Origin of the sequence: Chryseobacterium sp. FH1, assembly GCF_000735135.1 — a bacterium.
In the GTDB taxonomy this organism is placed as follows: Bacteria; Bacteroidota; Bacteroidia; order Flavobacteriales; family Weeksellaceae; genus Epilithonimonas.
In genome coordinates, this window is sequence record NZ_JPLZ01000005.1 from 154624 (window position 1) to 179528 (window position 24905).

23 protein-coding genes are annotated in these 24905 nt (G+C 37.3%); 11 read left to right on the plus strand and 12 right to left on the minus strand.

Translation table 11 applies throughout. The features are described 5' to 3' along the window. Nucleotides 1-54 precede the first annotated feature (54 nt). From IO90_RS06460 to IO90_RS06475, 4 genes are all read right to left on the minus strand, one after another. On the minus strand, nucleotides 55-699 hold the full coding sequence (locus IO90_RS06460) for a response regulator transcription factor (protein WP_034965106.1): 645 nt from the start codon (nucleotides 697-699) through the stop codon (nucleotides 55-57). Beyond that, complete coding sequence (locus IO90_RS06465; RefSeq protein WP_034965108.1) at nucleotides 696-2432, minus strand: sensor histidine kinase; 1737 nt, start codon at nucleotides 2430-2432, stop codon at nucleotides 696-698. Before IO90_RS06465 ends, IO90_RS06460 begins: the two co-directional genes overlap by 4 nt. 290 nt (nucleotides 2433-2722) lie before the next feature. Further along, a complete protein-coding gene (gene pheS, locus IO90_RS06470; RefSeq protein ID WP_034965110.1) occupies nucleotides 2723-3733 on the minus strand; it encodes a phenylalanine--tRNA ligase subunit alpha in 1011 nt (336 codons plus the stop codon). 120 nt (nucleotides 3734-3853) lie between these two features. After that, nucleotides 3854-4513: a YceI family protein gene (locus tag IO90_RS06475; protein ID WP_034965111.1), complete on the minus strand. Its 660-nt coding sequence runs from the start codon at nucleotides 4511-4513 to the stop codon at nucleotides 3854-3856. 83 nt (nucleotides 4514-4596) lie between these two features. Between IO90_RS06475 and IO90_RS06480 the strand changes: the two genes are divergently transcribed. Next, nucleotides 4597-5532 (plus strand): sulfate/molybdate ABC transporter ATP-binding protein, encoded by a 936-nt coding sequence (locus IO90_RS06480; RefSeq protein ID WP_034965112.1) that lies wholly within the window; start codon nucleotides 4597-4599, stop codon nucleotides 5530-5532. A 406-nt stretch (nucleotides 5533-5938) separates the two neighbouring features. On the opposite strand, the gene IO90_RS06485 is transcribed toward IO90_RS06480, so the two are convergent. Beyond that, nucleotides 5939-6271, minus strand: a complete 333-nt coding sequence (locus tag IO90_RS06485) for a zinc ribbon domain-containing protein YjdM (RefSeq protein WP_034965113.1) — start codon at nucleotides 6269-6271, stop codon at nucleotides 5939-5941. 144 nt (nucleotides 6272-6415) lie between these two features. On the opposite strand from IO90_RS06485, the gene gcvT reads away from it, so the two are divergent. Continuing rightward, nucleotides 6416-7495, plus strand: a complete 1080-nt coding sequence (gene gcvT, locus IO90_RS06490; RefSeq protein WP_034965114.1) for a glycine cleavage system aminomethyltransferase GcvT — start codon at nucleotides 6416-6418, stop codon at nucleotides 7493-7495. A gap of 91 nt (nucleotides 7496-7586) precedes the next feature. Beyond that, entirely contained in the window at nucleotides 7587-8057 is a 471-nt protein-coding gene (locus tag IO90_RS06495; protein WP_051878372.1) for a PepSY-like domain-containing protein, read from the plus strand. Nucleotides 8058-8126: 69 nt separating this feature from the next. Here the strand turns inward: IO90_RS06495 and IO90_RS06500 are convergent, their stop codons facing one another. The 3 genes from IO90_RS06500 to IO90_RS06510 all read right to left on the minus strand — a co-directional run bounded on the left by IO90_RS06500 (nucleotide 8127) and on the right by IO90_RS06510 (nucleotide 11624). Further along, a complete protein-coding gene (locus tag IO90_RS06500; RefSeq protein ID WP_034965115.1) occupies nucleotides 8127-8660 on the minus strand; it encodes a glutathione peroxidase in 534 nt (177 codons plus the stop codon). Nucleotides 8661-9310: 650 nt separating this feature from the next. After that, nucleotides 9311-11089 (minus strand): membrane protein insertase YidC, encoded by a 1779-nt coding sequence (gene yidC, locus IO90_RS06505; protein ID WP_034965116.1) that lies wholly within the window; start codon nucleotides 11087-11089, stop codon nucleotides 9311-9313. 184 nt (nucleotides 11090-11273) lie between these two features. Further along, nucleotides 11274-11624, minus strand: coding sequence for a winged helix-turn-helix transcriptional regulator (locus IO90_RS06510; RefSeq protein ID WP_034965117.1), 351 nt, complete (start codon nucleotides 11622-11624; stop codon nucleotides 11274-11276). A gap of 103 nt (nucleotides 11625-11727) precedes the next feature. Here IO90_RS06510 and IO90_RS06515 point away from each other — a divergent pair, with 103 nt between their 5' ends. Then, on the plus strand, nucleotides 11728-12471 hold the full coding sequence (locus tag IO90_RS06515) for an SDR family oxidoreductase (RefSeq protein ID WP_034965118.1): 744 nt from the start codon (nucleotides 11728-11730) through the stop codon (nucleotides 12469-12471). Nucleotides 12472-12551: 80 nt separating this feature from the next. Here the strand turns inward: IO90_RS06515 and IO90_RS06520 are convergent, their stop codons facing one another. Then, entirely contained in the window at nucleotides 12552-14159 is a 1608-nt protein-coding gene (locus IO90_RS06520) for a CTP synthase (RefSeq protein ID WP_034965119.1), read from the minus strand. A gap of 122 nt (nucleotides 14160-14281) precedes the next feature. Next, entirely contained in the window at nucleotides 14282-16279 is a 1998-nt protein-coding gene (locus tag IO90_RS06525) for a GEVED domain-containing protein (RefSeq protein ID WP_034965120.1), read from the minus strand. Between the two features lie 231 nt (nucleotides 16280-16510). Between IO90_RS06525 and IO90_RS06530 the strand changes: the two genes are divergently transcribed. The 4 genes from IO90_RS06530 to namA all read left to right on the plus strand — a co-directional run bounded on the left by IO90_RS06530 (nucleotide 16511) and on the right by namA (nucleotide 20951). After that, nucleotides 16511-18085: a helix-turn-helix domain-containing protein gene (locus tag IO90_RS06530; RefSeq protein WP_034965121.1), complete on the plus strand. Its 1575-nt coding sequence runs from the start codon at nucleotides 16511-16513 to the stop codon at nucleotides 18083-18085. Continuing rightward, nucleotides 18082-19206, plus strand: coding sequence for a tetratricopeptide repeat protein (locus tag IO90_RS06535; RefSeq protein ID WP_034965122.1), 1125 nt, complete (start codon nucleotides 18082-18084; stop codon nucleotides 19204-19206). Before IO90_RS06530 ends, IO90_RS06535 begins: the two co-directional genes overlap by 4 nt. A gap of 14 nt (nucleotides 19207-19220) precedes the next feature. Next, nucleotides 19221-19676, plus strand: a complete 456-nt coding sequence (locus IO90_RS06540; RefSeq protein WP_034965123.1) for a DUF1569 domain-containing protein — start codon at nucleotides 19221-19223, stop codon at nucleotides 19674-19676. A 219-nt stretch (nucleotides 19677-19895) separates the two neighbouring features. Then, nucleotides 19896-20951 carry an NADPH dehydrogenase NamA gene (namA, locus tag IO90_RS06545; protein WP_034965124.1) on the plus strand — a complete coding sequence of 352 codons (1056 nt, stop codon included), beginning with the start codon at nucleotides 19896-19898 and terminating at the stop codon, nucleotides 20949-20951. A gap of 469 nt (nucleotides 20952-21420) precedes the next feature. On the opposite strand, the gene IO90_RS06555 is transcribed toward namA, so the two are convergent. Next, entirely contained in the window at nucleotides 21421-21783 is a 363-nt protein-coding gene (locus tag IO90_RS06555) for a winged helix-turn-helix transcriptional regulator (protein ID WP_034965126.1), read from the minus strand. Between the two features lie 125 nt (nucleotides 21784-21908). Between IO90_RS06555 and IO90_RS06560 the strand changes: the two genes are divergently transcribed. Genes IO90_RS06560 through IO90_RS06570 form a run of 3 tightly spaced genes read left to right on the plus strand, consistent with a single transcriptional unit; the run spans nucleotide 21909 to nucleotide 23410 of the window. After that, nucleotides 21909-22703, plus strand: coding sequence for an SDR family oxidoreductase (locus IO90_RS06560; protein ID WP_034965127.1), 795 nt, complete (start codon nucleotides 21909-21911; stop codon nucleotides 22701-22703). 21 nt (nucleotides 22704-22724) lie between these two features. Further along, nucleotides 22725-23042, plus strand: coding sequence for a hypothetical protein (locus tag IO90_RS06565; protein WP_034965128.1), 318 nt, complete (start codon nucleotides 22725-22727; stop codon nucleotides 23040-23042). Between the two features lie 53 nt (nucleotides 23043-23095). Next, nucleotides 23096-23410, plus strand: a complete 315-nt coding sequence (locus IO90_RS06570; protein ID WP_034965129.1) for a nuclear transport factor 2 family protein — start codon at nucleotides 23096-23098, stop codon at nucleotides 23408-23410. 174 nt (nucleotides 23411-23584) lie between these two features. Here the strand turns inward: IO90_RS06570 and hemL are convergent, their stop codons facing one another. Beyond that, nucleotides 23585-24865, minus strand: a complete 1281-nt coding sequence (gene hemL, locus IO90_RS06575; protein WP_034965130.1) for a glutamate-1-semialdehyde 2,1-aminomutase — start codon at nucleotides 24863-24865, stop codon at nucleotides 23585-23587. Nucleotides 24866-24905 lie beyond the last annotated feature (40 nt).

Here is a 24905-nt window from a genome sequence, read left to right on the forward strand (position 1 = left end):
ATGATAAGTCTGATGTTTCTAAAAATGAAAAAGCTTGAAGTTGAAGCGATCTTTCTACTGATGTTCCTTCATCAATTCTATGAGTTCTACGATATTTTCGATATTTAATTTATCGAAGATTCTCTTTTTAAGTGTGCTGACCGTATTTTGTTTGATGTCCAATTGGTTCGCAATTTCCAGATTTCCCAGACCTTCGGCATACATCTTTGCGATTTCCATTTCGCGCTCTGTAAGAGTTTTCAACGGATTTAACAGTTGTGGATTTCGCATAGAGTGGATAAGCAAACCTTGAACTGTGGAAGAAATATATTCGCCATTTTGAACCATCTTTTCCAAAGCAACTTTCACCTCGTCTTCCTCACTCAATTTGCTGAGGAAACCGTTTGCGCCAGCATTGATGTACTTTAATGCGTGTACATTTTCATCGATTCCAGAAAATACAAGAATCTTAGTTTCTGGTTTTGATTTTTTGATTTCAGGGATGATGGAAAGGCTGTTGCCATCGGGGAAATGCGCATCGATTATAATAATGTCGATTGGATTTTCGATAGCTGATTTAAAAGCCAATTGCAGATTCGAAGCGTGGATAATTTCTGCGTCCAGTTCCATTTCTTCCAGTACGAAGACGAGTCCTTGTCTTATGAGGCTGTGATCATCTGCCAGCAAAAAAGTGATCGGTTTTTGGTCTAATAGATTCATTTATTAATATTCAAATTAATAGAGAAAGTTACTGTCGTTCCTTCGTTTTGCTCGCTCGTTACGGCAATTTTACCACCGTAAAGTTCTACGATTTCCTTACAAAGGCTTAACCCCAAACCTGCTCCCAGATTTTCAACTTCGGTTGATAGCACACCTTGATAATAAGGTTCGAAGATGTTCTTCAAATCGGATTGCGAGATTCCAACACCTGTATCACTGATTTTTGTTACAAGAGAAGCTGTGTTTTCATTAATTAATTCCGATGATGTCACAACGGTAATTTGTCCATTTTCAGTGAACTTGTTCGCGTTACCAAGAATATTCATAAAAATCTGGTTGATCTTCGTGTTGTCAGAATAAACGATAAGATTCGGGTCAATTTTTTTATCGATGACAAACTTGTTGTTCCTCGTTTGGATATATGGCTCGATAGAATTAAGGATTGAATCGATTTCATTATTCAAATTGAAAACTACCGGAATCAATTTGTTTTCTACTTGTTGATTTCGGGTGTATTCCAAAATCTGGTTGGCCTGCATCAACAAAGTATTGTTGGTGAAACTGATTGACTTTAAATATTCTTTGATGCTTTCGTCCGTGGTTTTCTTGTTGATTCGGTTGATAAAGATGCCGATGATTTTCAAAGGCGACCTTAGTTCGTGGCTCAGCATTCCCAAAATTCTATTTTTGAAGCTAAGATTTTCCTTGATCTGTTTGTTGGCCGAGTTCAGTTTTCGTTCGTATATAAAAGCCATACGAGTAAAATACATTATCAGAATTGAAACTATAAACATCAAGACCATTGCTCCGAAAACAAGATACATTCTAATTTTGTTATTTTCCGAATTCAGTTTTCCCAATTCTTTTTCCAGCTCGGTTTTAGAATCCTTGACAGCAAATTCGTAAAGGCTCATCAGATTGTTGCTATAAACCATCAGGCTGTTAAACGATTCGAAAAGTTTGCTTCTGTTCTTGCTGACGTCTTTGTTTTTGACCACATTCACACGTACTTTTTGGATTTCTGTGGAGTAGTAGGTATTCATATTTTTGAAAATACTGTCGAGTTCTCGCTTCATCTTTGCTAGGGCGTCCTGCTTGGTTTTTTCTACCGTGATGATGGTGCTTTCCTTACGCACATTCTCTTTCCCGGAAATGGCGTCGCCTAGTCTTCCAAACAACCCTTTTTTCTTGATGGTGTCCGATTTGGTTTCTGTTTTAATGTCAAATTTGTCAAAGTCATATTTGAATTCATATTTTTTGAACTGCGGAATGGCGATCTCACGGAGTTTCATATTAGATTTTGCGGAAACTTGATACGAAGAATCCCTCAATGTCTGCAGATTTTTATACTCTGCCGAATCCACTTTTTGTAATGTGATGACCTTTTTCAGTCTGGGATTTTTTTCCTTCAGATCATTGATGCTGTCTAGACTTTTTGTGAGGAGATTGACGGATTGGAAGTAGGAATCCAAATATTTGTCATCATTTGTCATTACGTATTTTTGAAAATAATCCTGAGCGATCAAAAGTTCTTTTCGCGAATCATCCGTGAGGTGTTCCAAAGCTTGAACATCTTTCAATTGACCTTCTAAGAAGGCAACATTTTTTCGATTTTTGAATTCGGTGTAAAAAAATCCGGCTATGATCAACTGGATAAGCAGAATGCATAATATCAGAGAATAATGAACAATCTTTCTTAATTTGAATCGTGAATTACCACTTTTTGAATCCATATTTGTGTTTTCTTTAATAAAAATTTACAATCATCAAAAGCCAAAATTTGATTGATAAAATAAACCTATCTGCTGTAAAATTAAACAATCCATTGAAATTTTTACCTTCTTACATCATAAATATTTTAACCTGATAATAATATTGAAATTATTTTAGCTATAAAAGCTTGATTGTCAGTTGTTATAATGATTTATCGACTACAAATTAATAAAAATAAAGTGTTATATCAAAAAATCCTGCAAAAGTTAATTCGCAGGATTTTGATTTTTATTTTGAAGTAAAAGTTTGATTATAAACTTTTGAATTGCTCCAACATTCTCTTATCATTTTCAAAGAACATACGGATGTCGCTCATTTGGTAAAGCAACATTACGATTCTCTCGATTCCCATTCCGAAAGCATATCCGGAGAATTTGTCTGGGTCGATGTTCACATTTTTTAGAACGGCAGGATCTACCATTCCGCAACCCATAATTTCCAACCAACCAGTTCCTTTTGTGATTCTGTAATCGGTTTCGGAGTTCAATCCCCAATACACGTCAACTTCTGCACTTGGCTCTGTGAAAGGGAAGTACGAAGGTCTCATTCTGATCTTCGACTTTCCGAAAAGTTCCGTCGTGAAGAATTGAATGGTTTGTTTAAGATCTGCAAAACTTACATTCTCGTCGATATAAAGTCCTTCGATCTGATGGAAAATGCAGTGCGAACGGGAAGAAACGGCCTCGTTTCTGAAAACCCTTCCTGGCGCCAAGATTCTCATCGGCGGTTCGTTCTCCTCCATATATCGGATTTGAACAGATGAAGTGTGCGTTCTCAAAAGCACATCTGGATTTTGCTCGATGAAAAAGGTGTCCTGCATATCTCTCGCCGGATGATATTCCGGAAGGTTCAATGCGGTGAAGTTGTGCCAATCGTCTTCAATTTCTGGTCCGTCTGCAACAGCAAAACCGATGGATTTGAAGATTTCGATGATTCTATTTTTAACTAAATTAATTGGATGACGAGAACCCAATTCCATAGGAAAACCTGGTCTTGTAAGGTCTTCTTTCTCAAGAATGATTTTACTTTCTGAAGATGATTTCAAATCTTCAAGTTTCTCATTCACAGCATTTCTCAAGATGTTGATCTTCTGTCCAAAATCTTTTTTCTGCTCGTTGGGAATTTGTTTCAAAGAGTCGTAGAAATCATTCATAATTCCTTTCTTTCCATTGAATTTGAGACGGAATTGTTCTATCTCATCTTTCGCAGAAGATTGGAAATTTTGTACTTCTATTAGCAGGTCATCAATTTTCTCTAGCATTGGTTATAATAAATTATAGAGTGCAAAAATACGATTTTAAAATAAAAAAATCTGCCTTTATAATAAGCAGATTAATAATAATTTCAAGCTATTTGCTAAAAGCCAATTGCCAAAAGCAATTTATTTCTTTTCAATCGCCTTCACTTTCATCTGAACGCTGATCTCATTTTTGATCAAACCTTCTGCTGTTGGCATTTGGAATTTGATCCCGAACTCGTCTCTGTCAATGTCTTTTGGTTCTGTGGCAATCGTCAGTTCTCCATTCGCAACTTTTACATTGGCATTGAAAGTGAAAGGTTTTGTAATTCCTTTGAGCGTAAGATTTCCGTCTAGAACCGTGTTGTAATCGCTTCCTGCAAGTCCTTCCGATACTTTTGTGATTTCGTAAGATGCAGTAGGGAATTTTGCAGTATCAAAAAAATCCGCACTTTTCAAATGTCCAAGAAGTTTCCCATTGGATTCGGCTTCTTTCAAATCTTCGTTTGTGATAGAGTTCATATCGATCACGAATTGCCCACTTTCCAACTTATTATCTTTCACCGTCACTTCACCACTTTCGAATTTCAAATGTCCGATGTGGCTGGTGTTGTCAGACTTTACAACTTTAAAACCTTTCCATTCCGCTTTACTATTTAGCGTATCCACAACATAGACTTGTCCGTCGGATGTTGTCAAAACTTCATTGCTTTCGCTGGTCACAGGTTTGTCTTTTCCACAAGAAATGATGAAAACCGAAGCGGAAATCAGTAAAATGGCTGAGATTAAAGTTGTCTTTTTCATAATGAAATTTTTAAATAATGTCTAAATTTGTGTTTTTGCTAAAATAATAAAATTATTACGATTTCAACCACTAATTTTGCAAGATGTTGTTAGAAGTTAAAAACCTGTATTTCAATTATCAGACCGATAAACCATTGTTTCAAAATCTTAATCTGAATGTGGATGAAGGACAAATCATCGCTTTGGTTGGCGAAAGTGGCTGTGGAAAATCGACTTTGCTGAGTTTGATTTATGGTTTGATAGATTGGCAAGGTGGCGACATTTTGTTTGAAGGCGAAAAACTATTTGGGCCAAAAGGCAATCTCGTTCCCGGCGAATCTCAAATGAAATTTGTAGCACAAAATTACGATTTGATGCCGTACGGAACTGTTTATGACAACGTCGGGAAATTTATTTCTAACATTAATCTCAAAGAAAAAAAGGCAAAAGTTGAAGAGTTATTGGAAGTCGTTGGTTTGACGGAATTTGCGAAAGTGATTCCCAAGAATCTGAGTGGCGGACAACAGCAAAGAGTCGCGATTGCAAGGGCTTTGGCAGTTCTTCCGAAAATGCTTTTGTTGGATGAGCCTTTCAGCAACCTGGATTTTTCCAGAAAATTTGAGTTGAGGGAAAAGCTTTTTAATTATGTCAAAGAAAATAATCTCAGTTTGATAATTTCAACGCACAATTTGGAAGAAGTTTTACCTTGGGCGGATAAGATTGTGGTTCTCCAGCAGGGAAGATTAATTCAAAATGATTCTCCGAAAGAAACTTACGAAAATCCTTACAATGATTACGTTGCAAGGCTTCTTGGCGAAGTCAATATTTTCACGGAAGAAGAAAAATCTCAATTAAATTTAAAGAAAACCAATTACTTTCCACATCAAATAAAAATTGCCGAAAGTGGAGTAGAAGCAACAGTTTCTGACAGCCGTTTCGCCGGTTCTCATTACCGAAACAAGTTATTGATTAATGATAAGCCAATCATTATTTATACAGATGAATTTCTGGAAGGGAAAGTGAATCTTAATTTTTTATAATTAATTATATTACCTGATTAATTATAAACTTTGATGAGTTTTACGGCTTTGCGAACCTTAAAATATTTTCAATAATTTCAAAAAAATCTTAGCGGACTTTGCGTTCAAATTCCCACTTAATAATTAAATGGATTTTTTTTGTGGATAAAATATGGATAACTTATAGATTTCCAGTTTGTTGAATTAGAAATAATTTCTAATTTTGCTAAACGAAAATACATCAGGAAATTTTTGGTTAATTCTCTTTCTGCCCCTAAGGACCGAAATTAGCGCAAGCAATCAAAGTCTTTGAAAGTCGACCCTGCCAAATTTTTCCTTTTTTATTTTGCAGATAGCCAATAGCTATTTGCTTATAGCTTTCAAATGCTCTCAAGCCATTTGCTAATAGCCATCAGCCAATCGCCAACTAAGCCTTTCTCACAAACTCAGACTTCAAAGCCATCGACCCAAAACCATCAATTTTGCAATCGATATTGTGGTCACTTTCTGGTCTCAGTCTAATGTTTTTCACTTTCGTTCCAGCTTTGATGTCTTTCGGAGCGCCTTTCACAGGAAGGTCCTTGATGACGATCACAGAATCTCCGTTTTGCAATTCCTTGCCAAGAGAATCGAAAATTTTCCCTTCCGTAGAAACTTCCGCAGGGTCCCATTCGTAGAAACATTGGGAACAAACCTGCAGATTGTCTTGTTCGTAAGTGAATTCGGATTGGCATTTCGGGCAAAGAATCGTGTCGCTCATAGTTTTATTTTGAGTCGCAAAGTTAACATTAATGTCGCAATCTGAAAATGATATTAATTTGGAAATGTAACTTATCATTCATAACCAAAAACTCATAATAAATTTTTAGATTTGCTTGCAATAAATAAATTAATAAAAAAGTAGATGGAAAAGACCGCTTTATACGATAAACACGTTTCTTTGGGAGCTAAGATTGTTCCTTTTGCAGGTTTCGAAATGCCTGTTCAATATGCCGGAATCAACGAGGAACATTTTGCTGTCCGCGAAAAAGCGGGAATGTTCGATGTGTCTCACATGGGACAATTTTTCATCGAAGGTCCGTCTGCCAAAGACCTTTTGCAATTTGTGACTTCCAACAATGTGGATGCGCTTGAGAACGGAAAAGCCCAATATTCTTGTTTGCCAAACGAAACTGGCGGAATTGTGGACGATTTGATTGTTTACAAAATGGAAGATGAGAAATATTTCGTAGTCGTGAACGCTTCAAACATCGATAAAGACTGGAACCACATTGCAAAATACAACGAGAAATTCGGAGCGAAAATGACCAATGCTTCAGACGAAATGTCATTGATTGCTATCCAAGGTCCAAAAGCAACGGAAATTCTTAAAAAATTGACCGAGACAGATTTGTCGACCATTCCATATTATCATTTCACAGTGGGTTCTGTGGCCGGTTTTTCGGATGTCATCATTTCGAATACAGGTTACACGGGAAGTGGCGGTTTTGAGATTTATTTTAATAATGAAAACGCAGAACAAATTTGGGACGCGCTAACCGAAGTTGGAAAGGATTTAGGTTTGATTCCTTGCGGATTGGCTTCCAGAGACACTTTGAGGTTGGAAAAAGGATTTTGTCTTTACGGAAACGACATCAACGACACAACGTCTCCACTCGAAGCTGGATTGGGTTGGATTACGAAATTTGATAAAGATTTTGTGAATAAAGCATTTTTGGAAAATCAAAAAGCTGAAGGCATTACCAAAAAGTTGGTAGGTTTCGAAATGTTGGAAAAAGCAATCCCAAGACACGATTATGAAGTGGTAGATGCAGAGGGGAAAATCATCGGAAAAGTAACTTCCGGAACAATGTCACCAATGAAGAAAGTGGGAATAGGATTGGCTTACGTGGACAAACCGAACTTCAAATTAGATTCAGAGATTTTCATCAGAATTAGAAACAAGGACATTCCTGCGAAAGTGGTGAAATTGCCTTTTGTTTAAATCGATTTTGATTTTAATATAATACAAGCGACTATTTTGGTCGCTTTTTTGATTGTCAATACTTTAGTAAATTTCAGAAAAATAATTAATTATGAAATCAAATAAACTAAGTCTAGTCCTGTTGTTCTCTGGAGCAATGATGTTCCAAGCAGTAGAAAAAAGAGAAATTGCTTTAAAATCAGAAGTAAATTCAACCAATATTTCTTTGCCTTTCCAGCAAATGCCTGCAAATATCAAAAGCTTTTTGGCGAAATATTATCCAAAAGCGACGGTTGCAAAGTACGAAACCAAGAACACGCTTGTTGGTAGAAAGTACGAAGTGAAACTGAACAACGGCGCAGAAATCGACTTCGATAAAAATGGAAATTGGGAAGAAATTAGCGACAAACAAGGCGTTCCGACGGCTTTGATTCCTGTAAAAATAAAAGCTTATATCGATAAAAAATACAAAGGTGCCAAAGTAGAATCTATTGACAAAGAGAAAAATAAAATCAAAGTCGATTTAAATAATGACATCGACTTGGAATTCGATAAAAATGGAAATTTTTTGAGAATTGATTAATAAAAAAGAAAGCGTTCAATAATTTGAACGCTTTTTTTTGACTTCTGACTTCCATCTTCCGACTTTCGTCTATTTCAAATATTTCGTGATGCTTTCGCTCGTTGGGTTGGTGGTGCTGATGAAACTGTCAATCACATTTCCTTTTTCATCAAGCAAAATCTTGGTGAAGTTCCAAAGGATTTTTGTGTTTTTCACACCGTTTTCTTTCTTGTCTGTCAAGAATTTGTAGATGGGCGCGATGTCGTCACCTTTTACAGAAATCTTAGAAGCCATCGGGAAATCTACGCCATAGTTTCTTTGGCAGAACGTTGCGATTTCTTTATTAGAGCCAGGTTCTTGTCCTCCAAAATTGTTCGCTGGAAAACCTACGACAACCAATTTGTTTTTGTAAGTATCCGCCAATTTTTGCAAATCTTTGTATTGCGGTGTAAAACCACATTCCGAGGCCGTGTTCACAACCAATATTTTTTTGCCTTTGAACTTAGAAAAGTCAATCGTAGAGCCATCCAAGGCTTCTACTTTGAAACTGTGAATCGATTTTGCCTGCGATTTGTTTTTTGAAAATCCGAAAAGTGAAAACATAATTATAAGTAAGTATTTCATAAAAGTAATTTAAATTTTTTTTAAAGACAATTTAAAAATCAAATTTAAAACAAGTTTCGGGATTTGTAATGTGATTTTTTACAAATCTGTCTATGAGGATAATTATTAAAATTTTGGAATTATTAAGAGCCTGTTTAAAAATGATTAAAAAATAAAATTTTCAAAGCATTTTTCTTTTCCCCAACCCTAAAGGGTGGAAAAACGCCTTGAAAATTTCATCAAAATTACTCCCTTTAGGGTCGGGGAAATAATTTTGATGAAATTTAAACAGGTTCTAAGTTGATTAATACTTCGATATTCTTAGGAATCAAAACATTTTGGATTAACTTCGTTAACAATGCATTAGGTTTTCTATGGAATGACAAACTTTATATTTTAATCTACAAATACCAATTGGATGACAAAAACCCCTAGCCCTGATGGGAACGGCATCCTTTTTTGTTTTTCTGTGGCTCAAGTTGCTTGGAATGACAATCGTTCTGAAAAACAAAAAAGATATAGTGGACAGCAGGATTAAGCTCCTAAAAAATTATTTCAAATCGAGAAAAACTTCTTCTGAGATGGAAACTTCAAAAGAAAAACACTTCAAAGTTTGAAACTCTGAAGGGGTTGGGGAACAAAAAAAGCGGTAAAAAATTACCGCCTTATATTTATTTCTTTTTGTTTTGTTGCTGTGCCTGCTGTTGTTGTGCCTGCTCCATCATCTCTCTCATTCGCTTTTGAAACTTGCCTTCTTTTTTCGGTTCCTTCTGTTTGTTGGCTTGGATCTGTGCGTGGATTTTTTTCTCATCCAAGATGAAATATTTGATGACCAAAATAATCACGATGTTGATCGCATTGGACACAAAATAATACCAAGACAATCCTGATGCAGAACTGTTCAAGAAGAATAGGAATGTGATCGGGAAGATGTACATCAACACTTTCATATTCGGCATTCCTTCTTGCTGAGGCTGTTGGATATTTCCGGAAGTCATCACGGTGTAGATCAAGATCACAACTGTACAAGCCAAAGCGAAAATACTCAAATGCTCGCCCAAAAGTGGAATTTTGAATCCAAATTTGATCACATCATCATAAGCCGTCAAATCTGGTGCGAACCAAAAGCTCTTGCCTCGAAGATCCAACATATTCGGGAAGAATCGGAATAGTGCATAGAATAGTGGAATCTGAACCAATGCAGGTAAACAACCTGCCATCTGATTCACGCCGGCTTTCCTGTAGACCGCCATTGTTTCCTGTTGTTTCTTCATGGGATCTGCATCCTTGAATTTGGCATTCACCTCATCGATTTCCGGACGAATCACCTTCATCATCGCACTTAGTTTGTGCTGTTTGAACATCACCGGAGATAAGATTAATTTGATGATGATCGTCATCCAGAAAATGGCCCAACCTGCCGCGATGCCCCAACCTGAGATCAAGCTGTACATCGGCATAAACACGTGTCTGTTCAATGATCCGATAAATGACCAACCTAGTGGCAGAATCTCGTCGAAGTTTTTGTCAAACGACTTGAGCAACTCCATATCCAATGGCATAAAGTACCAAGTGAAATCTTGATTCAGCTCGTTTCCAGCCAAGTTAACCTGACCGTCAAAATTAAATTTCTTCAAAAACTCACCTTCCTCGATTGGTTCCTGGAAACCTTTTGATTTTGTGAATCCGTTTTTAGCTTCGATCACTGCAGAGAAAAACTGTTGCTTCACGCCAATCCAGTTTAGTGTTTCGTCTGGCTCATCCATATCGGTACGAGCGTCGTAATCGTAGTCTTTATAATTGTTGAATGCGTAAGAAAACTCTGTGTGCGTCTCTTCCTGCGAACGTCCTTTTTCTGCGCCTCTCACGGTGTAATCCCAAACAAAATTGGCTTTCCCATCGTTTACCAATGTTGCCAAACCTTGCGTTTTCACTTGGAAATCTACGGTGTATTTTGCTTTAAGTGTATAAACAAATTGAATGGTAGCTGTTCCGATTTGAGAACTCAACGTCACAACGTTGCCTGCAACTTGCGGTGCAAAAACTAAATCTTTGGTATTGAAAACTTTCCCAGATTTGTCTTTGAATTGGAAACCATAACTCGCATTGTTGTTATTGAACAAATAAAGAGGTTTGCCTCCGAAAGCCTGAAACTTGTTTAATTTCACAGAGCTCAACTGCCCGCCAACACTGGAAAACTCAACAGTCAACTCGTCATTGTGAAGATTCACTTTTTGGACGGAAGTTGGTGTTACAGTATTTGAATTTAAGTTGGTAGCGATTGGTTTTGCCTGGGTTACAAGTTCTGTTTTTTTGGCGTCGATTGCCAATTGCTCTTGTTGCTCCTGTGCGTTTTTGTTTTGAAAATAAAACATAAAACCGATAAGAATCATAGAAAAAATACCGAAGCTAATCAGCTGACTTTTATCTAATCCGTTATTTTGTTGCATTATAGAATGTAGTTTAAAGTTTAAGGTTTGAAGTTAAAATATCCTTCGCCAAGCTCAGGATGACATTTTATTAATTCAAAAAACCTACGTCATTTTGGTCTGCAAAAATAGGATTTATTTTTCAGATTCTGTTATAAAGACGATTAAGGAAAGGAATTACTTTTTTGTTTGATAGATCCTATAATTATTTACCAATAATCACTTTTCTGTGTTCCGCTCCCCATTCGGAAAGATTATTGATGATGCTTTTTAGTTTCAGCCCATAATCTGTCAATTGGTATTGAACAGATATGGGGTGCGTATCCAAGACTGTTCTTTTTAAAAGCTGGTTCATTTCCAGATCTTTTAGTTCTTTGCTCAACATTCTGTTTGAGATTCCTTCTACATCATTTAGAATATCAGAAAATCTTCTTTTGTTGTAATAGCAAATGGAGGAAATGATTGAAATCTTCCATTTTCCGCTGAGAACGTCCATTGCATCGTGCACGGCCATTATTTCTTTTTTGTGTTCGTTTTTAAAATCTGTGCAAGTCATAAGTTACTTTGTTACCCGAATGTTACTGTTACTTTTAGTTACAAAGTTACGAAAATATATATTCCTAATGTAAATTTGCAACTCAATATTAAAATTTATCAAAATGAATTTCACGAATAAAAACGTAATCATTACCGGCGGAACTACCGGAATCGGTTTTGCAACCGCACAAGCATTCATCAATGCTGGAGCAAATGTATTGATCACAGGAAGAAATGAAGAGAACCTTCAAAAAGCGTCTTCACAAATCAATAGTCCAAACTTAAAAACCTTGGTTTCTGACACTTCAAATTTAGAAGGTATTTCAGTTTTGGAAAAAGCCATCGCGACAAGCGAAAACAAAGTAGATGTGCTGTATCTGAACGCAGGAATTGCGGTGTTCAGCTCGCTTCAAGAATCAACAGAAGCTGACTTCGATGCACAATTTAACACGAATGTAAAAGGGCCATATTTTACATTACAGAAATTATTGCCTTATCTTAAAGATGGTGCTTCAGTCATATTCACATCGTCTACCGTTGCAACAGCCGCCAACTTGGGATCAAGCATTTACTCAGCCACGAAAGGCGCATTAAATAAAATTGCTCAGATCACAGCAAATGAATTGTCTGACAGAAAAATCAGAGTCAACATTGTAAGCCCAGGAGCGATACAAACGGAGGGATTAGAAAAAGTGACAACGAGTGAAATCAGAGATCATTTTCCATCATTAATTGCTTTGAAAAGATTAGGAAACCCAAGCGAAATTGCAAAAACTGTTTTATTCTTAGCCTCAGATGACGCCAGTTACATTAGCGGAACAGAATTGCTTGTTGATGGTGGGTACACAACTTTCGCAAGGAAATAATTTTATTGAGATCAATATTTAAAACAAAACCAGCTACGAATCTAAATCCGTAGCTGGTTTATTATATTAATCAAATAAAATTATCCTTTAACCGCCGCTGCAATAAAAGCTTTGAATAATGGATGCGGTGTTGCCACCGTACTTTTATATTCTGGGTGGTATTGAACACCGACGTAGAATGGATGATCCTTCAATTCCAAGGTTTCCACCAATCCCGTTTCTGGATTCAGTCCTGTGGGCACCAAACCTTTTTCTTCGAAGTCTTTTTTGTAATCACTATTGAACTCGTATCTGTGACGGTGACGTTCTGCAATGGTTTTTGCACCATAGATCTCTGCTAATTTTGAACCAGCTTTCAAAGAACATTTCCAAGCACCAAGACGCATTGTACCACCTTTGTCCACCACGTTTTTCTGCTCTTCCATCAAGGCAATCACTGGATCTGGCGTCGAAGTATCGAATTCCACACTGTTCGCTTTTGATAATTCTAATACGTTTCTTGCGAATTCTATCGTCATAATCTGCATTCCGAGGCAAATTCCCAACAACGGGATTTTGTTTTCTCTTGCATATCTCGCTGCAGAGATTTTACCTTCGATTCCTCTGTCTCCAAAACCAGGTGCGATGAGAATTCCGTCAACACCTTTTAGTTCAGCTTCGATATTTTTTTCATCAAGTTCCCCACTGTAGATCCATCTTACCTTCACTTCGGTTTCCATATCTGAACCTGCGTGGATGAAGGCTTCTGCAATCGATTTGTAAGAATCCTGAAGCGAAACATATTTTCCAACCAGAGCAATCTCTACAGTTCTTTTTGGATTTTTATATTTTTTGAGGAAAGTTTTCCAGTCTTTAAGATTGGGTTCTTTTCCTACTGGGAGATTTAATTCTTTTAAAACAACCTCATCAAAACTCTGTTTCTGTAAGTATAATGGTACTTCGTAGATTGTATCCATATCAATACACTCGATGACATTTCCTAAACCTACGTTACAGAACTGGGCCAATTTTGCTTTTTGTTCTTTCGGAATAGTGTGTTCAGTTCTGCAAACCAAAACGTCGGCCTGGATTCCACTTTCCATCAATTGACGCACGGAATGTTGAGAAGGTTTGGTTTTCAATTCACCACTTGAAGCCAAATAAGGCAACAAAGTTAAATGAATCACCATAGAATTGGTCTTGCCTAATTCCCATTGCAATTGGCGAACACTTTCTATATAAGGAAGCGACTCGATATCACCAACTGTTCCACCGATTTCTGTAATAATGATGTCGTTATCCTTCTTGGAAAGCATCTTTATTCTACGTTTGATCTCGTTGGTAATGTGTGGAATCACCTGCACAGTTTTCCCGAGGAAATCGCCTTTACGCTCTTTCTCGATAACGGTTTGGTAGATTTTTCCTGTTGTAACGTTGTTGTTTTGGGAAGTTGGAGAATCTAGGAATCTTTCGTAATGTCCAAGGTCAAGGTCTGTTTCCGCGCCGTCTTCGGTCACATAGCATTCACCGTGTTCATAAGGATTTAGTGTTCCTGGATCGATGTTGATATAAGGGTCAAGTTTTTGGATAGTCACTTTGAAACCTCTCGATTTCAACAATAGCCCCAAAGAAGCGGAGACAATTCCTTTACCCAGTGACGATGTTACACCTCCTGTCACGAAGATGTATTTCGTTTCTTTTTTACTCATTAGATTAGGTTTGTGCAAAGTTAAAGCATCTGGAGTTAACCTGCAATTCTGAGCCTTAAAATAAAAGAGCGGATAGAAAATCTACCCGCTCTTTCAGATTAAAAACTATAAAAACACAATTATTATTCTTTGATGAATTTGAAGGACTTCACCACTCCATCGATGTTTGCTTTGATGATGTAAGTGCCTTTTGCCAAATTGGACAATTCAACTTTGTTATTGGACAAATTCTCTACTGATTTCACTTTTTGTCCTGCGATGTTGTACACTTCAACTTTTGAAATATTTTTTCCACCGTTGAAATTTAGGACATCTTTCACCGGATTTGGAAAGATGGAAATTCTGCTCTTGTTGATATCATCTGTTGCCAAAGATTCTTTCACATCAATCATATAATCTTCTGATTGTCCGAAGAAATAAGTTTCATCTTCACAAGGATTGGTCATCGAAACATCCCAATTCAAAACGACTCTCATTCTTGTTTTTCCAGTAAGAGCGTCAGCTGGAACAGAAATATCGCCTGTGATCTGTAATCCGTCTGCACCGTCGGAAGTCATTGCGCCAACTTCATAAACTTCGCCAGCATCTGTAAGGTTTCCGTTTTGATTCCAATCGATGAAAACCGTCGCATAATCATATCCAAAATTGGTATTGGCATCCAAGACGAAAGGATATTCTTTACCTTGATCAACCTGTCCTACTTGGTCGAGATAATACTCATTTGATGTTGTTGAATATGGATCTGAAGAATTATCGATTCCTGCAAACTGAACTCTGGAAATCGCATCTGTGCCCCATTGTGGCGAAGCTGAACAATACACATCATTCACTTTCACCTGGAACGAACAAACGTAAACCACTTTCCCATCGGCATCTACAAGATTATGAACCACATCAGTTGTCCCGATTGGAAATTGAGCACCAGACTCGAATCCTGCAACCAAAACAGTTGTCAAACCAGTTGAAGACGAACTTCCACAAACAATTGGCAATGTGTAATTTACAACTGCGGTAGTTTGACTTACATCAGTAATCGTGGCTTCCACATTTTCTGGACAAGTGATCATACAATCGTTGGTTCCAAGCAACAAATCATTAAGATTGACAATCCAACCGCCCGCAAAGAAAGGGGGAATGGTATTATCAAAACCACAAACGAAGTTTCCATTTGGAGAAATATTCATTCCTGTTCCCAATTTGCCATCAAATGTTGTAATGCTGACACCGTTTCTTATCAAAATATCTTTCAAAAATACAGGACCAGAACCTAAGGAAGGATGATAAATAATCACTTCTCTAGTGCCAGCACTTCCAGCATAACCGACTGCAATCCCATTTTCTGAAACTGAAGTAAATACAGCTCTGTCAAATCCAATTGGTGGATTGAAAGATTTGTAAACACCCGTATTGATATCATAGATGAAAGGCTTCACACCTTTGTAACCCACAACTTGTCCTGCATTGTTGATATCAGCAGATTCTCCAGCTTCAGGATTTGCAAAATCGATGTAATGAATGGTTCCATTAGCTTCAAAATAAGCAGGAACCCAAAAAGTCCCTATATCGAAAATATCTTCTCTGTCTGCAAATCCGGCAACGATTCCACTGTCATTCACAGCTTCACCTCTACCATTGATGTAAGTGTTGTCTCCAGAAAGCTTTGTCATCGTATTGGTTTCGGTATCATAAACAAATGGAAAGCTATTGACAGCACTAATTGAAATCTGTCCAGTTACATATTTTGCATTCTGCGAAATATCGTGCGCATTGGCAAACCAACCGCTTTCTGGCGTTGCGCCATCAAAATAACCGAGATTATACCACGTTCCGTTTTTTCGGTAAGAAGCCAAAGACACGCCTTCCTCTTCTGAGATCATCAATGTTGATTGCCCAGCTACATCACCTGCATTGTTGAGTCGGTTGGTCGACTGCTCATTTTCCGTAAGCGTCGTTGTGTCGGTTGCATAATTGTAATAAGCACCAGAATGGATAGCGTTCCCGCTGTCGTTGACATCCATAAAACGAGATCCCATCCCGTCTATTAATCTGAACTCCATTTGCTGGGCATTCAATCCCGTCATCGCTGTGATGCCGAGTAAAAGTTGATAGATTTTCTTCATTTTTTTTAAATATTTATATTGTGAACTTTTTGTGAAACTTATTGATACAATTTTAAGCGTTAATCAGATCATTTCCTAACTTTTGCCTTTTACAATTCACGAATTTAGAAAGTGTTTAATTTTTAAATCTCTGATAATCAATTATATTTAAACAAAAGTCACATTCATATTTTTACCGAACGAAGTTTTAAAAATCGGCTATTTCACAAATAAAAAAACTATTTTTGTAGTATGTTCAGGCTTATTTTTTTGTGGATCGTGTTGTTTTCCGGAGTCATTTCTACTTCGGCGCAAAGTAGCCCAGAAACTTTACAACTGTTGGACAAAGCCTACAAAAGTCTATACGAAAATCCGGACAACGCGCTTCAAATCCTTCAGAACATTGATAAGAACAAAGAGCCGGAAGTAATCCAGCAAAGATTGCAGTTGATTTTGGCAAGATCATACAACCTGAAAGGCGATTACACGACTTCTGTAGATCAATCCAACGAAAAAAATTTAAAGCACAACAGAAGAGAAAGCGGATCGTTTTATCTGGATTTTGCATTGGCTCAACAGTATCAATCACTTAGACTTTACAAACAGTCGATTCGGATTTCCCAAGACCTTGTGAGTCAATCTTCTAAGATCAAATCAAAGCACTACTCAGAGAATATTCTGGCGCAAATCTATCAACTAAACTGCGCCAATTTTATGGTTCAGAAAAACTGGAAAAAGGCGGAAGAAAATTTGAAGCTGAGTAATTATTCACTTAAGGAAACGAATGAGGGCCAACTTATTTTAATTGAAAATAAAATCTATCAAACGATAATTTATATCTCTAAAAATCAATTGGATAAAGCCGAAAAAATCACTTCCGAAATTAGTGAGACCTTAAGCAAAACGCCACAATACATTTATCTAAAAGCCTATAATCTAGATAATATCGGAAGAATTAATTTCCTCAGAAAAGATTATAAAACCTCCTCAGAAAATTTGAAGCAAGCTTTGGATTTAATTGAAAAATCATCGTTTCTGCCATTGAAAAATAAAATCAACGAACATCTTTCCAAAAATTATCTGGCGCTTAAAAACGAATCACTTTATCAAAAATTCTACAGCAACTATAAAGAAGGAAATGACAAGCTGGACCAAAACAGAAAAGAAGCGATCCGTCATCTCATCCTTTTGAACGACCAATATGAAAATCAGAGACTCGAGGATTCAGAAAGTGCTTTTGTCAAAAATATTATCGTCGTGTCGGGCATTTGTTTTTTAATTGTTTTATCGATCTTCCTGTTCAATTTCTTCGAGAAAAAGAAAAGTGAATCTATCCAAAAACAAATCGATTTCTACGCAAAACAACAGGAATTCACGAGAAAACTTAATGAAAAAGAAACATTAGAAACTCCTAAGATCATTGAAAAACCTGAACCTGAAATCACGAAAAAACCGCTTCACATTTCAAAGGAAAAAGAAAATGATATTCTCGCCCGATTGGAAGAATTTGAAAAGTCAGAAAAATTCCTAAACCGGGAAATGTCACTCGCCGTTCTCGCCGGTCAAATGGAAACGAACACAAAATACTTGTCGGAAATCATCAATAAATACAAAGAAAAAAATTACAACAATTACATTAATGAATTAAGAATCAACTACATCGCCTATCTTTTAAAAACAGAACCAGTCTATCTGAGTTACAAAGTAAGTTATCTGGCGGAGAAAGCAGGATTCTCCTCCCACAGCTCGTTTGCGACGGTTTTCAAATCTGTGACGGGAATTTCGCCCAACACTTACATTCAGCAATTGGCTCAAAACAAGAAATGAAACGTCTTTTTTACATATCAATTTTAATTTTCTCATCTACTGCAATTTTCAAATCTCAGTACAACGAAGACGTGTTCAAAAAAGCCTTGGCCAGCGTCTACGAAAACCCAGACAACACCTTGAAACTGGGACAACAAATGCTGAAAAATGAAAAAGATCCGGACCACATCATCAAGCTTTACAAGTTGATTTCTCACGCCTATATTTCCAAACGAGACTTCGACAAATCCTTGGATTGGGTTTTGAAAATGAAGGAATTAAGCAAAACTTTCACCAATCCAGAACAGAAAATTAAAGTCCTGAACGCCGTCGCCATACAATACCACAATATGGGACTTCACGCCAAAACGATGGAATCTTTGGACGAATATTACAAACTCTGCAAGGATTTGCCCGAGGGGAAATTCAAAACTTTGTATCTCGGACTCAATTCTACCATCAGAGGTTTGGTTTATAAAAACCAGAACAACAATGAGTTGGCTTTGGAAAAACTACTGATCGCTCTCGATTATCTTCGAAAAGTGGGAAATTACGACAACTCGATTCCCAACAGCAGTGTGATTCTTTACAACATCGGTTATTGCTATTTTTACCTTAATAAAAATAATGAGGCGGAAAAATACTTCAAAGAATCCGCTGATGTCGCAAGATCTGTCCACGCAGAAAGTTTGGAAGCCTTCGCATACAAAGGCCTTGCGGAAATTTACACAACGCAAGGCAAACATCACGAAGCGATCGGGCTATTGAAAAAAGCTGTCAATCTGTCCAAAAAAGTGGGCGACCTTGTCTTGAGTGAAGGCATTTCCAAAGGTTTTGCTGACAATTATCTCGCACTTCAAGATTGGAACAATTATGAAGTGTACAACAAGCAATACATTGAAACCAAATTTGCCAGAGAACAAAGCGAACTTGCCTCTCTCAACAAAAGCATCGATGTTTTGAATGCAGAAAACAATCAAAAACTGGCAGAACAGAAAACCAAGTCTAATATCATTAATTTAATAATTATCTTCCTATCAGTTTTAACATCTAGTTACTTGATTATTAGATTAATAAAAAACAGAAAGAACAACAAACTCCTGACAGAGGAACTCAACCAAATCAATAAAATCGTTGCATAAATAATAAAAAACCTATGAAAAATATCTTCGACCAAACCGATACTTCTCATTTCATCAAACGAATCAACGCGCTTACAGAAGACTCTTTTCCAAAATGGGGATTGATGTCCGTGGACAAAATGCTGGCGCACTGCAACGTGACCTATGAACTCATCTACGAACAGGAAAAACACAGAAAACCGACCTTCATCACAAAATGGCTGATGAAAAAATTTGTCAAATCCAAGGTAACCAATGAATTGGCCTACAAACAAAACGTTCCAACGTCCGCAATGTTTGTAATCACCGACAGCAAGAATTTCGAAGAAGAAAGAAAGCGCATCATCGGATTTATCCAGAAAACGCAACAGTTGGGAGCAGAAGCCTTTGAAGGCAAAGAAAGTTTCAACTTCGGAAAACTGACGGCCACAGAATGGAACAATATGATGGCCAAACATCTGGAACATCATCTTTCGCAGTTTGGGGTTTAAGATTTGGGCAACTTATCCGCCTTCCACTCCCAATCTTTTTTGCACACGATTTCCAATTAAATCGAACTTTCCTAAATGCAAAAAAGGATTTCCGTTCAAGTCGGGTTGCAGATTTCTATATAAAAACAACATTTGCTCATAATTACGAAGAATCTATTTTTTTTAGAACAATCGTGGTAGTGGGCATTATCAATCATAATTAGCAAAAATCATTAAAAAATGAAACTTTTCACGCCCATATCATTCAGAAACATAGAGCTGAAAAACCGAATCGTAATGTCGCCAATGTGTATGTACTCGGCAGAAGATGGCGTCGCCAACGATTTTCACTTTGTTCATTACGGCAGTCGCGCGCAAGGTGGCGTTGGATTGGTAATGGTAGAAGCAACCGGCGTAGAACCTCGCGGAAGAATTACCAACAAATGTCTCGGCATTTGGAATGACGAGCAAGCTTTGGCTTTGAAAAAAATCGTGGATTTCGTTCATCAGAATTCAGAAAGCAAAATCGGAATCCAGTTGGCTCACGCTGGCAGAAAAGGCTCGACGTGGGAAAACCGACAAATCAGCATCGAAGAAGGCTGGGAAACCATTGCGCCAAGTCCAATTCCTTTTCACCACTCAGAAAGAACGCCACACGTTTTGACGATTGAAGAAATCAAAAACTTGGTTGAAGATTTCCGAAAAGCAACGAAAAGAGCCGTGGATGCAAGTTTTGATGTGATAGAAATCCACGGTGCACACGGTTATTTGATTCATCAATTCTTGTCACCACTTTCCAACACGAGAACCGACGAATATGGTGGAAATGCAGAAAACAGAGCCAGATTCCTGATGGAAATTGTGGATGCCGTCAATTCTGAAATCACAGAAAATCAAGCGTTATTCGTAAGAATCTCTGGAACCGAATATGCGGAAAACGGCTGGGAAATCTCCGACAGCGTAGAACTTGCCAAAATTTTGAAAACCAAAAATGTAAACTTGATAGATGTTTCCAGCGGTGGCAATATCAGTGGCGTTACCATTCCGCTGAATCCTGGCTATCAAGTTCCGTTGGCCGAAGCTGTAAAGAAAAATGCGGACATCAAAACTGGTGCAGTTGGACTCATCACATCAACTGAACTTGCTGAAGAAATTTTGGAAAACGAACAAGCAGATTTGATTTTCTTAGCGAGAGAAATTCTTAGAAATCCGTATTTCGCAGTTCAATCTGCGTGGGAAAATGGAGAGGAAAATTTCTATCCACATCAATATTTGAGAGCGAAACCAGCGAAATAATTTTTACAAGTGGTAATTATACAGATTGTACACTCTTTGTTTTTCATATTCTTGGCTTACATTTTTTATTTAAAATATAATAATGGAATTATAAAAACTAGATATATTTACGTCGCACATTTTGTCGGAATATTACTTTTTATATTTAATTTATTTTTCGACGGGTTGCCTATTGAACTATTTTTTATACTCATGATATTTTCATTATCAACGGTTATAGTCAATTTTATGAGCAGATTCTTAACAGTTTTTGAAAACAATAAAGAATGAGCGAAACAAAAACATTCGAGAGAAAACATTTTGACAGTAAAGGATTTCATATTCACAAAATTTTTCATTTTTGGAATATGTATTTATCAAATGTTGTTGATATGGTGCCCAGATATTTATGAAAAAATGAATGGATAGTCAAATGGAATATTCTTAATTGTAATAATGAAAACTTTCCCAGTGGGAAAGTTTTTTGTTTTTACTCAATATTCAATCTTTTCAAGATCACTTTCCTCAGATGCTTTTCATTAGCGTCGCCCCATTCTCCAATCGCTGAAATCACAGGAATCAATGTTTTTCCCACTTCAGTAAGGCTATACTCCACTTTTGGAGGCACAACGGGAAATATTTCTTTGCTTACCAATCCGTGGTCTTCCAATTCTTTTAACTGAATATTCAAAACTCTTCTTGTTGCATCCGGAATCTTCCGTTGCAATTCACTTGGGCGTTGATGTCCTTGATGGATAAAAAAAAGCAAACGAATTTTCCATTTCCCATACAGCACCTCGCCAATCAAATCTAAACCACAGTTCAGATTCGGAATTATTTTTCGCTCATACATAAGACAAATTTAAACCTATGTTCCAAATCGTGCAATAGGGGAAAAAATATTCCCTATATGAATCGTAATTCCGTAATTGTGAGAAGCGTACATAAGTCTGAAATTTGCCTAAAATAATTAAACAAATGGAACAACAATTTAATTTCAACAATGAGTTATCTGGCACAATCGCTTTGGTAACTGGAGGTACAAAAGGAGCCGGAAGAGCCATCGCAGAAAGACTTTTACAAGCGGGAGCAACCGTTATCATCACTGCGCGAAATGCGCCTGAAGAAGAAAACGGAAAATTACATTTCATTACCTCGGATTTGAGCAAAGCAGAAGATTCACAAAAATTAATCAACGAAGTGCTAACGACTTATGGAAGGCTGGATATTTTGGTCAATAACCTAGGTTCTTCTGTGACGCCAGCGGGAGGTTTTGTGGCACTAAGTGACGAAGATTGGGAATCAACATTACAAGCAAATTTGCTTGCTCCTGTGAGATTGGACAGAGGATTTTTGCCACAAATGATTGAACGCAAATCTGGCGTTATCATCCACATCGCATCTATCCAAGGTAAACTGCCATTGTATGATTCTACCTTGCCTTATGCCGCTTCAAAAGCCGCCTTAATCAATTATAGTAAAAGCTTATCCAACGAGGTGACACCAAAAGGCGTTCGTGTGCTAACTGTTTCGCCAGGTTGGATTAATACAACTGCATCAAAAGCCTGGTTAGGTGAAATTGCAAGAAATGCCAACAGCACCATAGAACAAGCACAACAAGGTGTGATGGACGCATTAGGCGGAATCCCGTTTGGACGACCTGCTGAATCCGAAGAAGTAGCAGAATTAGTAGGCTTTTTGGTTTCTCCGAGAGCTAATTATTTGACAGGAACCAATTTCGTCATCGATGGTGGTACAGTACCAACAATTTAACAACCTTTAAAATTTAAAATTATGAACCTACCAAAAGTGATTAAGGAATTCATAACAGCAAAGAACAGTTTTGACAGTGTTGCATTTACAGAATGTTTTTCAGAAACAGCCGTAGTTTTTGATGAGGGCAAGACGCATACAGGCAAAAAAGCAATCGAACAATGGATTGATAATTCCAACAGACAACATCAAGATACGCTTGAGCCAGTTGATTATGATGAAAAAGAAGATATACTATGGGCAAAAGTTACAGGAACATTTCCGCAAAGTCCTATCGTTTTAAAATTTCATTTCAGTATAGCTGACAAAGCAATTCAGAGCTTAAAAGTTACTGAGTAAAGTATCTCTAGACTAAAGTACCAAACATTTTATAATCTATAAAATTAAAAATTATGAACTTATCAAAAGTAGTCGAAGAATTGATAAAAACACAAAACGATTTTGACAGCGCAGCTTATGCTCAATGTTTTACGGAAACGGCCGTAGTCTTTGATGAGGGGAAAACCCATACTGGCAGAAAAGAAATCGAACAATGGATAGATACAGCCAACAATGATTATCGCGCTACAATGAAACCTTTAGAATATTTGGAAACAGAACAGACTCTGACCACTGAGGTTTCGGGAAATTTTCCGGGAAGCCCGATTATGATTAAATATCATTATGAATTCGAGGACGGATTGATTCAATCCTTAAAAATCGTTTAGGATTAAATTCATTAAAATTAAAAAACCGCCCTCACAGAAAAGAACGGTAGTTAAACGAGATTCGATTTCTCATTTTGGAATTACTAATTTAAGATTAATAAGATACAATTCCAAGATGATTTTCAACATAAACAAAATCGACTTGACAATTAATAACCAAGTCGATTTTTATTTTTAATACTGAAAGTTTCTAACAGCTTCCAAAGTCTTATCAATCTCCGTATCGCCAATTGCAGACGAAATAAACCAAGTTTCATAACCACTCGGCGGAAGATAAATTCCTTGCGCCAAAAGCTGATGAAAGAAATTATTGAACAAACCAATTCCAGATTCATTTGCCTCTTTGAAGTTGCTGACAGACGTCGCATCAAAGAAAATCGACATCATACTTCCTTTTCGGTTGATTCTGTGTTTGATTCCTTTCTCATTCAGGATTTTTCCAATCTCGAAATCCAATGTTTCTGTGGTTTTCGCTAATTTGTTATAAAATTCTGGGTCTTGTTTTATCAACTGCAAAGTTTTGAGTCCAGCCCGCATTGCCAAAGGATTTCCACTCAAAGTTCCGGCTTGATAGACATTGCCTCTTGGCGAAAGGTAATTCATAATTTCGTTTCGTCCGGCAAAAGCACCAACTGGCAATCCGCCACCGATCACTTTTCCAAAAGTCACCAGATCTGCTTTCACATTCAAAGCTTCCTGTGCGCCACCAAACGCTAATCGGAAACCTGTCATCACCTCATCAAAGATCAAAAGTGCACCGTTCTCGTCACAGATTTTTCTAAGGTTTTGAAGGAAATTATTCTCAGGCAAAATACAACCCATATTTCCAGCAATCGGTTCTACGATGATACAGGCAATCTGTTCCGGATTCGCTTTGAAAAGGTCTTCAACTTGCTCAAAATTATTGTACTCAGCCAACAAAGTATCTTTCGCTGTTCCTTGTGTTACGCCTGGCGAATTGGGACTTCCAAACGTTGCCATTCCACTTCCCGCCTGAATCAGAAAGGAATCCGAATGTCCGTGATAACAACCTTCGAACTTGATGATTTTCTCTCTTCCAGTGAATCCTCTTGCCAAACGAATTGCGCTCATACAAGCCTCAGTTCCGGAAGAAACCATTCTGATTTGGTCGATATTCGGGACATTTTCTACGATGTACTTTGCAATTTCGGTTTCCAATTCTGTTGGTGCTCCGAAAGAAAATCCTTTCTCCGCCTGCAACTTCAAAGCTTCCAAAACTTCGGGATGCGTGTGTCCCAAGATGGCTGGTCCCCAAGAATTGATGTAATCGATGTAGTTTCTGTCGTCTTCATCGGTCAGGTAAGCACCTTTCGCAGACTTCATAAAAAGTGGAACGCCACCCACAGATTTGAAAGCACGAACCGGCGAATTCACACCGCCCGGAATATATTTGTACGCCTCTTCAAAAAGCGCTGAACTTCTTTGGTATAACATTTTTGTTGATAGTTGTTTTGTCCGAAGTCCGAGGACGGAA

Excerpts from the sequence above, each read along its gene's own strand:
- IO90_RS06460 (WP_034965106.1), bottom strand. The coding sequence starts at position 699 with ATGAATCTATTAGACCAAAAACCGATCACTTTTTTGCTGGCAGATGAT.
- IO90_RS06465 (WP_034965108.1), bottom strand. The coding sequence starts at position 2,432 with ATGGATTCAAAAAGTGGTAATTCACGATTCAAATTAAGAAAGATTGTT.
- pheS (WP_034965110.1), bottom strand. The coding sequence starts at position 3,733 with ATGCTAGAGAAAATTGATGACCTGCTAATAGAAGTACAAAATTTCCAA.
- IO90_RS06475 (WP_034965111.1), bottom strand. The coding sequence starts at position 4,513 with ATGAAAAAGACAACTTTAATCTCAGCCATTTTACTGATTTCCGCTTCG.
- IO90_RS06480 (WP_034965112.1), top strand. The coding sequence starts at position 4,597 with ATGTTGTTAGAAGTTAAAAACCTGTATTTCAATTATCAGACCGATAAA.
- IO90_RS06485 (WP_034965113.1), bottom strand. The coding sequence starts at position 6,271 with ATGAGCGACACGATTCTTTGCCCGAAATGCCAATCCGAATTCACTTAC.
- gcvT (WP_034965114.1), top strand. The coding sequence starts at position 6,416 with ATGGAAAAGACCGCTTTATACGATAAACACGTTTCTTTGGGAGCTAAG.
- IO90_RS06495 (WP_051878372.1), top strand. The coding sequence starts at position 7,587 with ATGAAATCAAATAAACTAAGTCTAGTCCTGTTGTTCTCTGGAGCAATG.
- IO90_RS06500 (WP_034965115.1), bottom strand. The coding sequence starts at position 8,660 with ATGAAATACTTACTTATAATTATGTTTTCACTTTTCGGATTTTCAAAA.
- yidC (WP_034965116.1), bottom strand. The coding sequence starts at position 11,089 with ATGCAACAAAATAACGGATTAGATAAAAGTCAGCTGATTAGCTTCGGT.
- IO90_RS06510 (WP_034965117.1), bottom strand. The coding sequence starts at position 11,624 with ATGACTTGCACAGATTTTAAAAACGAACACAAAAAAGAAATAATGGCC.
- IO90_RS06515 (WP_034965118.1), top strand. The coding sequence starts at position 11,728 with ATGAATTTCACGAATAAAAACGTAATCATTACCGGCGGAACTACCGGA.
- IO90_RS06520 (WP_034965119.1), bottom strand. The coding sequence starts at position 14,159 with ATGAGTAAAAAAGAAACGAAATACATCTTCGTGACAGGAGGTGTAACA.
- IO90_RS06525 (WP_034965120.1), bottom strand. The coding sequence starts at position 16,279 with ATGAAGAAAATCTATCAACTTTTACTCGGCATCACAGCGATGACGGGA.
- IO90_RS06530 (WP_034965121.1), top strand. The coding sequence starts at position 16,511 with ATGTTCAGGCTTATTTTTTTGTGGATCGTGTTGTTTTCCGGAGTCATT.
- IO90_RS06535 (WP_034965122.1), top strand. The coding sequence starts at position 18,082 with ATGAAACGTCTTTTTTACATATCAATTTTAATTTTCTCATCTACTGCA.
- IO90_RS06540 (WP_034965123.1), top strand. The coding sequence starts at position 19,221 with ATGAAAAATATCTTCGACCAAACCGATACTTCTCATTTCATCAAACGA.
- namA (WP_034965124.1), top strand. The coding sequence starts at position 19,896 with ATGAAACTTTTCACGCCCATATCATTCAGAAACATAGAGCTGAAAAAC.
- IO90_RS06555 (WP_034965126.1), bottom strand. The coding sequence starts at position 21,783 with ATGTATGAGCGAAAAATAATTCCGAATCTGAACTGTGGTTTAGATTTG.
- IO90_RS06560 (WP_034965127.1), top strand. The coding sequence starts at position 21,909 with ATGGAACAACAATTTAATTTCAACAATGAGTTATCTGGCACAATCGCT.
- IO90_RS06565 (WP_034965128.1), top strand. The coding sequence starts at position 22,725 with ATGAACCTACCAAAAGTGATTAAGGAATTCATAACAGCAAAGAACAGT.
- IO90_RS06570 (WP_034965129.1), top strand. The coding sequence starts at position 23,096 with ATGAACTTATCAAAAGTAGTCGAAGAATTGATAAAAACACAAAACGAT.
- hemL (WP_034965130.1), bottom strand. The coding sequence starts at position 24,865 with ATGTTATACCAAAGAAGTTCAGCGCTTTTTGAAGAGGCGTACAAATAT.